The 14,708-nt window shown below is 38.8% G+C and carries 15 protein-coding genes and 4 pseudogenes; 5 read left to right on the top strand and 14 right to left on the bottom strand.

The features are described from left to right. The first annotated feature begins 3 nt into the window (after positions 1 to 3). From ACLJJ6_RS10470 to ACLJJ6_RS10460, 3 genes and pseudogenes are all read left to right on the top strand, one after another. Positions 4 to 1,167, top strand: a complete 1,164-nt coding sequence (locus ACLJJ6_RS10470) for an MFS transporter (RefSeq protein WP_412989377.1) — start codon at positions 4 to 6, stop codon at positions 1,165 to 1,167. Next, on the top strand, positions 1,164 to 1,454 hold the full coding sequence (locus ACLJJ6_RS10465; protein ID WP_412989376.1) for a hypothetical protein: 291 nt from the start codon (positions 1,164 to 1,166) through the stop codon (positions 1,452 to 1,454). Before ACLJJ6_RS10470 ends, ACLJJ6_RS10465 begins: the two co-directional genes overlap by 4 nt. A gap of 24 nt (positions 1,455 to 1,478) precedes the next feature. Next, positions 1,479 to 1,670: pseudogene (locus tag ACLJJ6_RS10460) on the top strand (plasmid replication initiation protein); the annotation flags it as partial. On the opposite strand, the pseudogene ACLJJ6_RS10455 reads toward ACLJJ6_RS10460, so the two are convergent. From ACLJJ6_RS10455 to ACLJJ6_RS10445, 3 genes and pseudogenes are all read right to left on the bottom strand, one after another. Further along, positions 1,658 to 1,783: pseudogene (locus ACLJJ6_RS10455) on the bottom strand (transposase); the annotation flags it as partial. The pseudogenes ACLJJ6_RS10460 and ACLJJ6_RS10455 sit on opposite strands and share 13 nt — an antisense overlap. Before the next feature lie 289 nt (positions 1,784 to 2,072). Then, positions 2,073 to 2,801 (bottom strand): annotated as a pseudogene (locus ACLJJ6_RS10450) (aminotransferase class I/II-fold pyridoxal phosphate-dependent enzyme); the annotation flags it as partial. A gap of 591 nt (positions 2,802 to 3,392) precedes the next feature. Further along, positions 3,393 to 4,220 (bottom strand): hypothetical protein, encoded by an 828-nt coding sequence (locus ACLJJ6_RS10445; protein ID WP_412989375.1) that lies wholly within the window; start codon positions 4,218 to 4,220, stop codon positions 3,393 to 3,395. Positions 4,221 to 4,555: 335 nt separating this feature from the next. On the opposite strand from ACLJJ6_RS10445, the gene ACLJJ6_RS10440 reads away from it, so the two are divergent. Next, a protein-coding gene (locus ACLJJ6_RS10440; protein WP_412989374.1) for an IS5 family transposase occupies positions 4,556 to 5,340 on the top strand; the annotation gives its coding sequence in 2 pieces (ribosomal slippage) (positions 4,556 to 4,808 and positions 4,808 to 5,340; 786 coding nt in all). Here the strand turns inward: ACLJJ6_RS10440 and ACLJJ6_RS10435 are convergent. Both ACLJJ6_RS10435 and ACLJJ6_RS10430 read right to left on the bottom strand, forming a co-directional pair. After that, positions 5,337 to 5,582, bottom strand: coding sequence for a glycosyltransferase (locus ACLJJ6_RS10435; RefSeq protein WP_412989373.1), 246 nt, complete (start codon positions 5,580 to 5,582; stop codon positions 5,337 to 5,339). The two genes, ACLJJ6_RS10440 and ACLJJ6_RS10435, sit on opposite strands and share 4 nt — an antisense overlap. After that, complete coding sequence (locus tag ACLJJ6_RS10430; protein WP_412989372.1) at positions 5,554 to 5,718, bottom strand: hypothetical protein; 165 nt, start codon at positions 5,716 to 5,718, stop codon at positions 5,554 to 5,556. The genes ACLJJ6_RS10435 and ACLJJ6_RS10430 overlap by 29 nt, the downstream gene beginning before the upstream one ends. A 381-nt stretch (positions 5,719 to 6,099) precedes the next feature. On the opposite strand from ACLJJ6_RS10430, the pseudogene ACLJJ6_RS10425 reads away from it, so the two are divergent. Next, positions 6,100 to 6,536 (top strand): annotated as a pseudogene (locus ACLJJ6_RS10425) (DUF2188 domain-containing protein). Between the two features lie 43 nt (positions 6,537 to 6,579). On the opposite strand, the gene ACLJJ6_RS10420 reads toward ACLJJ6_RS10425, so the two are convergent. The 9 genes from ACLJJ6_RS10420 to ACLJJ6_RS10380 all read right to left on the bottom strand — a co-directional run bounded on the left by ACLJJ6_RS10420 (position 6,580) and on the right by ACLJJ6_RS10380 (position 14,700). Continuing rightward, the gene (locus ACLJJ6_RS10420; RefSeq protein ID WP_412989371.1) at positions 6,580 to 7,752 is read right to left on the bottom strand and encodes a MalY/PatB family protein; all 1,173 of its coding nucleotides are present in this window, start codon (positions 7,750 to 7,752) and stop codon (positions 6,580 to 6,582) included. After that, on the bottom strand, positions 7,753 to 8,628 hold the full coding sequence (locus ACLJJ6_RS10415) for a DUF3737 family protein (RefSeq protein WP_412989370.1): 876 nt from the start codon (positions 8,626 to 8,628) through the stop codon (positions 7,753 to 7,755). Positions 8,629 to 8,777: 149 nt separating this feature from the next. After that, entirely contained in the window at positions 8,778 to 9,098 is a 321-nt protein-coding gene (locus ACLJJ6_RS10410; protein WP_412989369.1) for a carboxymuconolactone decarboxylase family protein, read from the bottom strand. A 3-nt stretch (positions 9,099 to 9,101) separates the two neighbouring features. Continuing rightward, positions 9,102 to 9,515: a cupin domain-containing protein gene (locus tag ACLJJ6_RS10405; RefSeq protein ID WP_412989368.1), complete on the bottom strand. Its 414-nt coding sequence runs from the start codon at positions 9,513 to 9,515 to the stop codon at positions 9,102 to 9,104. A gap of 42 nt (positions 9,516 to 9,557) precedes the next feature. Next, positions 9,558 to 10,301 carry an SDR family oxidoreductase gene (locus ACLJJ6_RS10400; RefSeq protein WP_412989367.1) on the bottom strand — a complete coding sequence of 248 codons (744 nt, stop codon included), beginning with the start codon at positions 10,299 to 10,301 and terminating at the stop codon, positions 9,558 to 9,560. Between the two features lie 21 nt (positions 10,302 to 10,322). Continuing rightward, positions 10,323 to 10,832 (bottom strand): flavodoxin, encoded by a 510-nt coding sequence (locus ACLJJ6_RS10395; protein ID WP_412989366.1) that lies wholly within the window; start codon positions 10,830 to 10,832, stop codon positions 10,323 to 10,325. A gap of 186 nt (positions 10,833 to 11,018) precedes the next feature. Further along, a complete protein-coding gene (locus ACLJJ6_RS10390; RefSeq protein ID WP_412990473.1) occupies positions 11,019 to 11,909 on the bottom strand; it encodes a LysR family transcriptional regulator in 891 nt (296 codons plus the stop codon). 275 nt (positions 11,910 to 12,184) lie between these two features. Further along, positions 12,185 to 14,011: a GGDEF domain-containing protein gene (locus tag ACLJJ6_RS10385; protein WP_412989365.1), complete on the bottom strand. Its 1,827-nt coding sequence runs from the start codon at positions 14,009 to 14,011 to the stop codon at positions 12,185 to 12,187. Between the two features lie 104 nt (positions 14,012 to 14,115). Beyond that, positions 14,116 to 14,700: a uracil-DNA glycosylase family protein gene (locus ACLJJ6_RS10380; protein WP_412989364.1), complete on the bottom strand. Its 585-nt coding sequence runs from the start codon at positions 14,698 to 14,700 to the stop codon at positions 14,116 to 14,118. Positions 14,701 to 14,708: the final 8 nt, after the last annotated feature.

Genomic DNA, 14,708 nt, shown 5'->3' with positions numbered 1-14,708 from the left:
TCTATGCAAGAAGTTCTGATGATAATTGGATTATTCCTAATTGTTTTTATAACAGGGGCAGATTCCTTTATTATCTCTCCCCTACTTCCGGCCATAGAAAATGATTTTAGTATATCTATTGGTAGTGCTGCTCTTTCAATTACCGTTTATGCGCTATGTTACGCTTTAGGGTCACCAATTTTTGGTCCCCTGGGCGACCGGTTCAATCGGAAATCACTTTTAAAAATTGGTATTTTAGTATTCTTAGTTGGAAGTTTCTTGTGTGCTTTAGCCAATAACATATATTCGTTTTATGTTTTTAGAGCGATAGCTGGTTTAGGGGCTGCATTAACATTGCCTAATATCTGGGCCATAATTGGTTCATATTTTAATGGTAAACGGCTAAATACTGTAATGGGGATTGTGATGTCTGGTTTATCCTTATCCATAGCTGTAGGTGTCCCTCTGGGAACAACTTTATCTCAGATTTCAGATTGGCATATGGCTTTTTGGGGCTCTGGATTAATCACACTTATTGCTTTTACAGTTCTATTAGTGGTAGTACCTTCTATGCCAGTTGTTAACACTAAATCTTCAGCTTATTTTACCAGTTTTAAACATCTAGCACATGCACCTAAAGCGATTCACGCCTTACTAATCAACTTTGTCTGGATGTTTGGATTTTATTCAATTTATACCTTTCTAGGAACCTTCATAACGCAAACTTTTCATTTAAATACTGGTCAGACTGGATATGTATTTATAGCTTATGGCCTTAGTAATTTCGTAGCTAGTTTTTTCGGTGGTTGGGTTACAACTCGTTTAGGTGCCAAGAAAAGTGTCATTTTAAATGGCATCTTATCGGTTGCTTTTGTGTTGGGCCTTTCTATCTTTCAACAAACACTTATATTTACAATCTTGTTTTTAATATTATTAGCACTTGTACAGGGATTTGGAGTAACTGCTTTAACCACTTATATTGTCAATATCGTACCTAAGAATCGCTCGACTGTGATGTCATTTAACAGTTCTTTCTTATATCTGGGTCTAACATTTGGGTCCATGATAGGTGGCTTTGTATACCCACGTTATGGTTTTATCGGAGTGGGTATTTGTGCAGCAGTTGCTTTAGCTTTGGCAGTAGTACTTACACAACAGATAAGTAAAAAAAGGACAGATGAATTATGACAAATAAAGAACAAATCATTTCTGCAATACAAAAAAATATTGATGATACTGAATGGGATAAGCACTTTGAAGGATTATTTTCAGCATTTAAGGGTAATAATCGTGTTCTTAGTCGTGAAAAATTTTTGTACGACCAAGTGCTTGGCTTATTAAGCCAAGTAGAATTAAAAAATGAAGTACAAATTAAGAGATATTTAAAATACGTAAAACAATGGTTAAAAGACGGTATCAAGTCATCTCTTATCAAAGAGGAATATGGCACAAATATTGATATGGGGATTGTTTAAAGATTCGGAAATCGCGTCTACTTTATCTTTACCAATCGAGAACTCAATCAAATTTTTGGTTGGAATGATCGAAAAACTGGAAGAGTAAAACGAGAATTGGAACAACCTAATTTATTGTATCAAGTAAAAATGGGATTTGACCCCCAAAAAAACTTACCCAACAGATTATATTTGTCAGACTTAGAAGTAACTGCTAAAGATGTTTATTCTAAACATGAGCTACGCTTTAACATCTTAATTTTACGATTTAGTCCTTCAATGGGACCGTTGGAATACGGGTAACGATAACTATTAAGAACAGCAGGACCATTCTTTATTAAAGTTGAGATAATTTTCCTTAGTAATCTCAGTTACAGTTAAATTTGGGTCTGTTATTTCGAATAGGCTTAGGATAGAATTAGTCAGGGACATTTGTTTTTCCTCTTTTCGATTTTGTTTGGCGATTAAATCGTAACACAAAGAGGGCAAATGTCCTTTTTTTTTCAAAATAAAAACTGGTATCAGTTATTCACCAATACCAGAAAGTATAGACCCTCGGTAATAAAGTATAAATCGGTATTCTAATAATTTTTGGAATTAGTCCAACATTGGGGGCTCATTTCAAAACTGGTTCATTTTTTATTTTGGTGCTTCAAATTTTGTAATTCCTTGTTTTAATCTTTGCAACCCGTCTTCAACCATCTCAGTGGGACAAGCAATGTTCATGCGTAAGAAATAACGCCCATTACCCCGATAAACGGTTCCAGCAGACAGAAATAATCCCGTCTGCTTACGGATGAAGGTAGCTAATTTTTCCGCATCATCTGTCAGACGACTAACGTCCAACCATAATAAATAAGTCGCATTTTCAGACGCCAATTGAACTTCAGGCAGCTTTTCTGAAACAAATTTGGCAACGAGCTTTCGATTTTCCTCCAGCTTGGCTTTTAACGCGTGCAACCAATCAGCACCCTGCGTGTACGCTGCAATGGTTGCCGGAATTGCTAACAAATTAGGTTCACCCAGTTCGTCGTTATTAATGCCGCGACTCACCGATTCACGCAAGTTTTCATTGGGGACAATCACTGTTGCCGCATGCAAGGCCGCCACGTTAAAACTTTTACTTGGTGAAACCGTCGTAATCGTGTGCTGAATCAAGTCTTCCGGCAAGGAGAATAGTGGTGTGTACGCTGGTTCTCCAAAGACTAAATCGCCATGAATCTCATCGCTCAGCAAGATCACATGATATTTTTTACAAAGTGTACTAATACGAATTAAGTCTGCACGTGACCACACTTTGCCAACCGGATTATGTGGGTTGCATAAAATCATGAGCGTCGATAACGGTTCGGCCAATTTTTTCTCTAAGAATGGTGCAATAAAAATGGCTACCCCATCTCACTCCGCGGCAAACTTTTCCTTTGTCATTTTAATCAGACCCACGTCAGGGTCCGGATCCCCCACAATCACGCTCATCTACCTGCGCAACATACTTATATTTCATTTTTAAAAATAAATTATTCATCTTTTCTCCAAGTAAAAGTTGATTTTTGTATTATTCAAGTTAGTTAAAAGATAACTTATTTAAGTCAAATCTAAAAGTTGAAGTATAATACTTAATTACCCAGACCAAAAATGGGCCATGAAAATCTAAACTTAAGAAAGAAGTTTTCTATGGCCTAAGCCAAAATTAGCACCATATCTGTATGTCAGCAACTATAATCTAAAGAAATATACGTAATTCAAACCCTAAGTCGTCAAAACATCATCGTTCATGAAATCGTTAGAAAGTTTCGCAGAAAATCTAGTGATATTAATCATGAATTTAAGGAACCGTTAAATGATATGATACTAACTATCCATTTTCACAAATCCCTACACCGATGCTGGTCGAATTATTCATAAATAGGTATCCCTTTGTGTCATGAAAGTTAATAGTCTTAATAAATATTTGCTGTATTACCCAATTGGCAGATAAAACGAACCTAACCACTTTGTTATTTTGACGCTTTTGATATCTGGCACTTTTTCTTTTATTTGTTTTTCAATTTCTTCATCTGTAAATATAGTCTGCAAGCGATAGTATAACTTCCCGTTACCTTTGTCTTCAATCAACTGCCAAACACCGATATTAGGAAGTACTTTAATATCAATTGATTCTTTACTTGTATTAATTTCAACATACTTATTGGACAAGTATGTTCCTTTGTAGTTTTTTGCTTTCATTCTATAACTTGCATCTATTTTCCTTAATCTACTTGACAATGATAACATTATCAGCAATATCAGTAACCAAACAAAGAATAAACACCAAAATAAATTACTATCTACAAAGCTACTAAGCATTCCCAGTCCTTGTTCAGATTCCTCATGGTTAACTGTTAAGTAAATTATTCTGATTAAAAATAACAAAAAACCTAATAAAGACCATATTGTTTGTAACGAAGTAACCGTATTTTTATATGACTCAGCAATTTTACCACCAACAATTAAATCATCCTTTCCCTTCGATACAGTCAATCGACTTTTCGTTGTACTATAGTAATAAACAAAAAGATTAATTTTTTTCAAATTTACGCTTTGAATCAATTTAACACTAGAATTTTCCAACTTTTTCTCAGTGGATAATCTTGAATAATTAGTAAAAATATACGGTTGTTTTTTGTCAAATTCAAATGAATATGTTAATCTGCCCACATGTGTTAGAACCCAACCTTTTTTACTAAAAGTATTTAGCCAATCTTGTTCATCTTTTGAACCCTTAATAAAAAACTTGATTTTTTTCATTTCTGTACTCCTCCGCAATTCAAGTTAAATAACTTGCATTCATCACTCACCATACTTAAGACATACGCATCTTTTATATCTCGCAGATTACAAGTTTAATCTGTTCATCAGGCTGATTCCCATAATTAGTTATTGTTAATTCAGTTCTAATTTCCTCATGTACTTTACCTGCAAAAAAACATTGTCAGTTTTCTTAAAAATTCTGTCTGGCAAAACAAATGCTGAATTATTAGGCGTGTGAGCCTCAACCTACAAAACGGTTGATTGATCACCATCTAAGAACCTGTTTAAAATCTAGCTAATTTGGTATGATAGTTCAAAAAAGGTGATCAGTAATGAATTATCCCAGTAATATTTCTCGCCGACAATTTGAACTAGTCCGTCCCATTTTAGAAGGTGCACGACAATCAACCAGACCACGGAAATATGATCTTTACGACTTATTTTGCGCGGTGGCCTATGTTTTAAAAACCGGCTGTCAGTGGCGGCAGTTACCAGTTGATTTTCCTCGTTGGCAATCGGTTTATTATTATTATCGAGTATGGTCTGAAGAACAAGTCCTTGATGAACCTTCTATTTTGGATCAATGCTTAAAAAAATTGTCTTTACCCTACGGGAAAAACAGTCACGCTCGGTTAAAACATCTTTTATAATAATTGACGCCCAAAGTGTTAAAAATACTGATACCGCCAAGCATCATGGTTACGACGGTGGTAAACGAATATCTGGAATAAAACGTCACTTAGCTGTTGATATTAACGGTTTGCCACAAGCAATCCATATCACTACTGCCAATGTTTCTGACCGTGATGGGGCTAGTGCCATGCTAGCGCTAAACTGTGAACATTTACAACAAGTTAAATCAGTTCTTGTTGATGGTGGATACACCGGGGACAACTTCGCCGCCACTGTTCAATCCAATTTAAAAGCCACCGTACAGGTGGCTAAACGCAATGAGCTACATAAATTTGAAGTGTTACCACAACGCTGGATTATTGAGCGTTCTTTCAGTTGGTTAGATAAATGTCGTCGGCTCTGGAAAAATTGTGAGCGGCACCTTAATTCAAGTCGCCAAATGGTCATTCTCGCTTTCTTGATATTACTCTTAAAAAGATTTTAAACAGATTCTAACAACTCTGACAGTGCTATTAGTACTTTTAACTGTCCAGAATATTGAAGTTTTTTAAACTCTTCGTCTGAGTCAATATATATTACCCAATTTCCATGAAGGAATTTTAGACAACGATTTCTCATCAACGCAAAATTATCGACCCACTTGATATTGCGCAATGTTAATTTATCTGATTCAATGCCACGAACAATACTTATTGTTTTATCCGTCGAACCAGTGTCTACAACCACTAATTACTGCCTCAACAATATTATCCATGGCAATAACTGTATTATTCCATTTCTTGACACTCATTTTCTTTTTTTCACCTGTGACATCTGTTTGTTGTTCTCTACTCAATTCAGAATAAAATTCATCAATCTTCATAAGAAGTCCCCCATAATTTAATTAATATAGAAAAAGTACTGCCCAATTTAATGATTAAAATCATCATACGAATTGGTTTACCCGTAACAATGTATCAAGCACACTAAATCGTTTTTCTTTGAAGAGATATACTCTCTTCAACTAGTTATACTAGCACTAAACATTCAAAAAAATTCAATAAAAGGTACATTTACAGTCTGTGTTTATAAGACTTTTCCAATTTCTGTTTGCATATTTGAACTTCAATTATATCAATTTAAGCAGTAATAATTCATTCTCAGTTTTCTAAGCAAATATTTTTCAACTTCAGTTTGTCACCTATACAATATTAACTATAGTTAGTTGCTAAAAGCCTGAGGAGGTCTTCCAATGCCTTAGGATATGCACGATTACCCCGATTCAATGAAAAATATGAAAGAACTCGAACGCAAAAGGGCCGTGGACATTGCCAACGCCTTACTTGCTGATGGTTATCCAGATGATCGTGCTATTTCAATTGCCATGAAACAAGCCGAACGCTGGTATGCTAATGCAAGTTCTAAGGAAAGGCCACATTCAAAGCTGAGCCCAATCCCACAAAACATGATCCACATAAAACAGACCAGAGACATTCCCGTTTACTAGATGCCACCGAATTAGTTTATTACGAAAATGATAAGTGGCAAGTTGAAGCTGACGGAGCAAAGCGTGCTAATGAAGGCTTTTCTACTAAAGAAGCAACTCTTAAACGCGCTCATGAAATTGAGCGAAATAAAGGTGCTGCTGTCAAAGTTTATAAAAAGAATGGCAGCTTTCAGGATGAAATTCATCCCCGCTAGACAAAAAATAAACCAATCCTGAAATTCAGAACTGGTTCATTTTTTAATTTTGTGCTTCAAATTTTGTAATACCTTGTTTCAATCTTCGCAATCCATCTTCAACCATCTCAGTTGGACATGCAATGTTCATGCGTAAGAAATAACGTCCATTACCACGATAAACCGTTCCGTCTGATAAAAACAGTCCGGTTTGTTCACGAATAACTTTGGTTAATTTTTCAGCGTCATCCGTGACCTGACTGACATCAAACCAGAGTAAATACGTCGCGTTTTCTGACACCAATTGAACTTCAGCTAATTCAGTTGAAACAAACTGATCAACAAGTTTTCGGTTTTCAACCAGCTTAGCTTTCAAAGCATGTAACCAATCAGCACTTTGTGTATAAGCAGCAATGGTTGCCGGAATTGCTAACAAATTAGGTTCACCCAATTCGTCATTATTAATCCCACGATAAATTGATCCTCGCAAATTTTCATTTGGGATAATTGCCGTTGCTGCGTGAAGGGCCGCCACGTTAAAACTTTTACTTGGTGAAACCGTCGTAATCGTGTGCTGAATCAAGTCTTCCGGCAAGGAGAATAGTGGTGTGTACGCTGGTTCTCCAAAGACTAAATCGCCATGAATCTCATCGCTCAGCAAGATCACATGATATTTTTTACAAAGTGTACTAATACGAATTAAGTCTGCACGTGACCACACTTTGCCAACCGGATTATGTGGGTTGCATAAAATCATGAGCGTCGATAACGGTTCGGCCAATTTTTTCTCTAAGTCTGTAAAATCAATGGTATATGAATGGGTTTGCTGATCATAAACGAGATCACTGGACAAAACATGCCGGCCATTATTTTCAATGGAATGATAAAACATATCATATACCGGCGCCTGCACAACGACATTATCGCCAACGTGACTCACCCGCTGAACTGTAGCCGAAATCGCCGGAATCACCCCAGTACAATACAGCATCCACTCCGTTTGGGGCCGTGCGTGATGTTCTGTTTCGTACCAATGGGCCACTGCCGTATAGTAATCTTTTCCCGGTTCCTCATACCCAAAAATTCCAAAGCCCACTTTTTGTTGCATGGCCGCTAAAATTGCTGGTGCCGTTTTAAAATCCATATCGGCAATCCACATAGGTAGCTCCCCATCTTTGACTTGCCACTTAATCGAATCCGTTCCCCGGCGTGAAATTAGTTGATCAAATTCGCCCATTTATGCTGACCTCTTTTTTGAAATACCTTGATCGGTAAAGATTTTGGTTTGTTGGGGATTGATCTTAGTTGGATCCAAAATCACTTCTCCAATCGACTCTGCATGAATTGTACCACTAATCGGATTTTTGACACTCTCGATATCTGAATTAATTTCAGCATCAATGTCACGACAGTATTCAAAAGCCAGGTCTGTTTTCAACAACCGGCAGTTTTTCATGACCAGATGATCAACATAACATAGGCCCTGATCACTTTCGATGGTACAGTTGATAAGCGTCAAATTTTTAGTATTCCAGCCTAAGTATTCTCCGTTGATGACAGAATCAGAAATTGTGACGTTCTCACAGTTCCAAAAAGCATCCTTGCTGACTAGAGTCGCGTTATGAACTTCGACATTTTTGGCCCCGTCAAAGGCATAATTCCCGATCAAATTTAAATGGTCCACATAAATATCTTCACTATTCATCCCAAAGTAATTTCCCCGGGCTTGTACATCTTCAATCCGAATATCTGAACAATTCCAAAGGGTTTCCTCTGCGTCAGAGAAATGATCATGTTGCAAAACAATATGATGACTGCGCCGAAACAGCTTGGGTGCTTGTAACGTACTGTTAGCCACCGTAATGTCTTCCGTATACCAAATACCCGAACGGGACATCGTTTCAAAAATTGTATCGGCTACTTTAACATGCTTGCTATACCACAATGGATACTTCCATTTAAAAATTGAACTTTTTAGAGTAATATTGCGGCTCTCTTTTAACGGTGATTCTCCTTCGCCAAAGGTCGTACGAATAATCTCCGCGTCGGTCTCTGCAAAGAGTGGCCGTTCACCTTCAAAATATTGATCTTGATACTGTGTCGTTTGTGTCATTATTCTCCTCCTCAAAATAAAAAGAACCGGGACAAACCTCCCAGTTCCGTTTTTACACGATTGTGCATCCTGTTGTGGTCTAAAGGCCATTCAGATCATGTACCTGGATAGCTCTGTCAAAAACTTTTTTGGTTCGCTGCCAGTTTTAATTAATCCGTGTAAATCTGTTTAGCCAAACCAAATGCAGACCAAGCTTTAGGCCAGCCAGCATAAAAGGCAAGATGCGTAATAAGTTCTACCATTTCGTCTTTGGTAACCCCATTTTGTTTAGCAATCTTCATATGCGCTTCTAATTGTGGAAACAAGCCTTGACCCATCAAGGCGGCACAAGTGATCAAACTGCGATCCCGTGCGGACAATTTATCCTCACGTGACCAAACTTCGCCAAACAAAACATCATCATTTAACTCTGCAAATTTAGGGGCAAATTCACCTAATTGATCGCGTCCTGCTGTTTGTTTTTTTGCCATTTTTTAGTCCTCCAATGCGTTGTATTGTTCATCTGTAACAGGTTCTAGCCATTCTGGAGTTCCAGCAGTAATGGCAATGTGTGAGAACCAACTGTCTTTGGTAGCCCCATGCCAATGCTTAACGCCATCATGTGTCACAACCACGTCTCCAGGATGTAATTTACGCGCTGGTTTGCCTTCTTCTTGATACCAACCTTCACCACCGGTAACCAAGAGAAGCTGATACCCATTGTGATGAATATGCCAATTATTTCGGCAGCCCGGTTCAAAAGTGACATTGCCAACACCAACATTGATCGCCTTATCACCAACCAATGTTTTTAAATAGCTTTGTCCTTGAAAGAATTGTTGATAAGCCACATTCTTGTCGCCCATTCCAAAAATATCATTTTTAACTGCTTCTTCATTTTTTGCCATCTTAAATTATCTCCTTTTCTATTTAAATTAACTTCATTGAACCTAAGCCTGTTTGGTTGGATAAATTGTGAATTCGTTGACATTCACTGATTCAGGTTGATCAATCGCAAAGTTGACAACGCGTGCCACCGCATCAGGTGTAATCCCAACCTGTTTGTAAAAGGCGCCCATGTTATCCGCCACTTTTTTGTCTGTAATAGAACCCAACAATTCGGTATTAATTGCAGCGGGATACAAAGAAACGGTTCGAATATTGGTGCCTTCTTGCGCACTTTCCATCCGAATAACTTCCATCAAATTACGCACTGCAAATTTGGTGGCTCCATACACACCAGAACCCGCGAAACTCTTAATTCCGGCAACCGAAGAGGTAGTAATAATTTGGCCGCTCTTTTGACTAGTGAACGTTGGCATGACTGCGGCTACACCGTTTAACACACCCTTCAGGTTAATGTCGACCATATCATTCCAATCCTTAGTTTTTAATTCACTAATTGGTGAATTCGGCATGATCCCTGCATTATTGAAAATGACGTCTAAACCGCCAAATTTGGATTTTGCTAGATCCACTAGCGCTTGCACTTCGTCTGGATTACGCACATCCGTGACACTGTATGCGGCTTGACCACCGTCTGCTTCAATATCGCTCACAATTTCTTGTAACCGTGCTTCACGACGAGCTCCTAAAACAACTTTGGCCCCATTTTTAGCAACCAACTTGGCGGTTGCTTCGCCGATACCACTTGAAGCGCCAGTAATTACAATCACTTTATCTTTAACTGCCATATTCAAATTCCTCCTAAGAACTTATCTTTGACCTAACCAATTGTTGACGGCACATTGTGCACAAGTCACGCGTGAACCACGTACGGCTAATCCCGTTTGTAGCTGAGCTGTTGCTGGCAGTAAACGCTGTAGTTCTTGTTTGCTTCTGCCAAAACCACTACCTTCATGTGTACAAAACGGATAAATGATTTTGCTATTCAAGTCCGTTGCCATTAAAAAATGCTGCACAATCATCGGGAGCGTTCCCCACCATACTGGAAAGCCGATGAAAATTTCGTCTTCCTTTCGAAAATCAACCTTGAGTGGTTCAAACTCTGGAAACTGATGCTTTTCCAATTCGGCTTTTGAACGGGTGAGAGTGGCTTGATAGTCAATTGGATAGGGTAAGACCGGAACCAACTGGCTTACCTCTGCATTTACTTTTTGAGAAATCAACTTAGCCACAACTTCCGTGTTGCCAAACGAAACTTGTTGATGCCGACCATCAAGTAAAGTTTCCCCATTATGCGAGAAAAAAACGACAACCGGCATGTTCACCATCTCCTTTGCTTGGTTATGTCTTTTGCTTACATGTTTTATCCTACAGCGAGACATACACTGCGTCTAATGCTTAAATTAAAGTCATTTATGCTTCGCAGGCATGTTTTAATTTGAGTCAGCATTCCCAACCAAAAAAGAAGAAATGGAATTTTAATGCTTCCGTTTCTTCCTAGGAGATTATTCATTTTCGGCAAACGCCTGTTTAAATCGTTTTATCAGTTCAGAGACGATTGGTGACAAAACACGGTTTTTCCGCCAGGTTAAAACACAATTGGTTTTAACTTCCGGCGCAAGCGGAATAAATTTAATCTTGCGAATGTTTTGATCAATTGCGGCACCTTCAATGACTAACGCCGCTGCAATTTGCCGTTCCACTAATGGCAAGATATTAAAATGTAAATTAAAATAACCGATCACATTTAAATCTTCTGTCGACGCACCCGTCCAGCTGGAAAGCAATTCCCGAATTTCCGAACGTGCCCCCATCATCAACGGAACACCGCTAAGATCTTCGGGTGTAATGGTTTCTTTTGCAGCCAAAAAAGAATCTTTTGCCACTAGCAGTCCCCATTTTTCGGTCCGTGGTAAGGTTAACGTGTGATACTTCTCGGTATTGATCGGTTCTAGTAAAATGGCTAAATCAACGAGTCCTTTGTCTAAACGATCAATGATGTCATCACTGGTTCCCGTTAAAACTGTGAAAGTGACTTCTGGATAATCACGGATAAATTCTTCCAGCATCATAGCCATCGTATCCGAATTATCAGCCTCGACACAGCCGATACGAATATGACCACTAAGCAGTTGACGCCGGCGGTCTACAAAAGCCTGTTGGGTCGCCTGAGTTAAATCTAAAATTTCAGCTGCCCGACTTTTTAAAAACAGCCCCGCTTCGGTCAATTCAAGATGATTTTTTTCACGCGTAAATAATGGTGATTCTAATTCTTGTTCCAGTTCTTTGATCTGTCGACTTAAGGTCGGTTGAGTAATATGTAATTGTTCCGCAGCTTGGGAAATGTTTCCCACATCGGCAACGGTCCAAAAGTACCGGAGTAACCGTAGTTCCATCATCTATCGCTCCTTCTCATTTTTTAGCTGGCTTAATTATACCGCTCCCCTTTAAAAACAGACAAACCATGCCTTTCACAGCGGTTTGTCGAGGCAGAAATTTTTTAGCCTCCGCGCTTTAATCGCTTACTTACTTTTCTATTCTAAATAAACAAAAACGGAACTGGGACAATACTGAAAATTGTCCGAATTCCGCTTTATAATCTAAAATTACTGGCCTGAGCCGGTCTTTTAATTCATTTTTTGGGTAACTTTAGCTTTTCATCCAACCGGTATTACGCACTGAGTGGTAAGCGGCAACGGTCGAAAAAGTCGCCTTCTACATAAGTAATAAAGCTTTGTGAAGGTGCCCAGCTGGCTTCTTCCTCATTTATGACGCCATCTAAAATAAATTCAAGTCGCCATTTATTCGCAATACGGCCCCAGAACTGGATATTATCTTGCAGATTTCCTGAACCATATTCACGCATATTAGTAAGTGACAGCTTAATCCCATCAATAGACTCAAGTACCGGACTAATGCGCTCAAAGTGCCGGTTATTGCCAATCTGGCTAACCATCACCCTAATGTCACTTTGATGGTACAAGGCGACCGTTTGCTTCAGCATGTCGATGGACGGCACCCGATCAATTTCAACAATTAAGCTTTCTGGGCCATCGACACCTTTTCTGAAATTGATTAGCTCTGTAACTACCCGTGGATTTAAAAATTCAGCAGTTGATAATTTAATCACAATCTTTTTGCAAGTACTATTAATTAGCGCATCCGTAATTAATTTTAAACGTAACTCAAAATCCAATTCAACTTGGGGCGGATCCGTCCATTTACCAGTATCATGGTCATAACTCCGAAGCTTTAATTCATTGGCAACATGGGTCATTCCCGATTTTATTTCATAAATATTTTGCACAAAATAGGCGTAAGTTTTGTGGGCTGTATCGGTACATAAATCCTGCTCTTCACCATCCACTGTGATGGTATCACGGCCGTGACGCTTGCTATCATAAAGCGAATCATCAGCTCGTTTGTATATGGTATCAATTGAATCATCGTCACTTTTTAGTCCGGTCATTCCTATAGAAATGGTGACTTTAATCACATCGGTATTGTAGTCAAAACGGTGTTCCCGAACCGTTCGCCAGCAATGAATAAGTACGGGAATAATTTCCTCAGTCGTGCTGTTCGGGAAAATGATCACAAATTCCTCGCCACCGGTCCGATAAAGTTGATAATCATTACTATACTGCCGTAAAGTTTGTTTCACTAAATCCGAGATCCCTGTCAGCACAATGTTGCCGGCTAAATGTCCGTACTTATCATTAATCTGTTTAAAGCGATCAATATCAAAAACTGCTAACGCGAGCGGTTGTTGGTTGGTTCGCGCCACCCCTACCGCCGTAAAAATATCTTCTTGGTAGGCCGCGTAATTTTTCGTGTTGGTCATCGTATCGTAATTCGCACTATGGGAAATTTGGTCATTTTTAACCATTACCCGGTGCTGACGCCAAGTAAATATTGACATGAGGAAGAACATTAAAATTGCTTCTTCGTCAATAACGCCATTTACCATAATGCCGTCCATCCAGTGCGGTAAAGTCAGCCAAAAGTCGAGTGCCAACACGGCAAAGACGATTGCATTTGCCACCAAATGACGGGTAATCCGTTTTTGATAGCGCCTGATTATCACCATCATCGCCACCAATACAACGATAGAAATCAAAAATCGGAGAGTCGTAATATCATTTATGTGATGAACTGTCCACACCACGCTCAACGCCCCACAGCGAATAAGATATTCCCAAATATTAATCTCTTCATCAAACAACGTGAAAACTAAAATGAAGAGGCCGACATTGTGATACATCATGGCATTCGTCACACTATTGTAACCGGCAAAATGTAAGATAGAACTAATGCCAACACTCATTAAGATGAGCAACACGCGATAAAGGATCTTATTTTCTTGTTTGGTATGCAAATTTCGAAAAGCGGCATTCCAAACAGCCATATAAATATCAATGAAGCCGACAATGAAAAAGACTGCGACAAGTAATTGAGCAATCCAAATGCCTGCATTCACAAGGTTTATATCCAGACGCAATCTCTTTCCCTCCATACCCGTTAGATAGAACGGTTCTAATTAACATAGTTAAGCATATTATAAGGTCAACCGTTTGAAAATTACAAGTCTACCTTAATTTAAGTTCAATCAGTCATAATTTTTCCCACTTCCCGTTGTAGGGCCGGGACAACCTCGGTTTCGAACCAGTCATTCCTTCGCATCCAGCCATAATTTAACGGCGAAGGGTGCACTAATGGAAAATACTCAGGTAAATAAGTTTGATAATGACGGACTGTTTCTGTCAGCGTCTTTGCACGATTTTTTTCTAAATAATATTTTTGGGCATACTGACCAATCAGCAGCTTTAAGCGCAAATTAGGCATTAATTTCAATAACGGTGCGTGCCATTTTTCTGCGAACCCTTTTCGCGGCGGTAAATCACCATGCGCTCCTTTTCCGGGATAGTAAAAATCAAGCGGCATCACCGCAATTTTTTCCGAATGGTAAAACGCTTCCTTGCTGAGTCCCATCCAACTTCGTAAACGGTCACCACTAGGATCATCCCAAAAGACCATTGATGCTTGTGCTTTTTTACTTGGTGCCTGGCTAATAATTAGAATTTCCGCCTTCTCATCAACGTGATATAGCGGCTGGATATGTTCTTTGGTAAACATTTCATTTTGCGGATCAGCTTGAATGGCTTCAAAAATTTCGTCTGCCGTTGTCATTAGGAACC

The organism is Pediococcus siamensis (assembly GCF_047220215.1).
GTDB lineage: Bacteria > Bacillota > Bacilli > Lactobacillales > Lactobacillaceae > Pediococcus > Pediococcus siamensis.
This window is presented reverse-complemented; position numbering and strand designations above follow the sequence as displayed.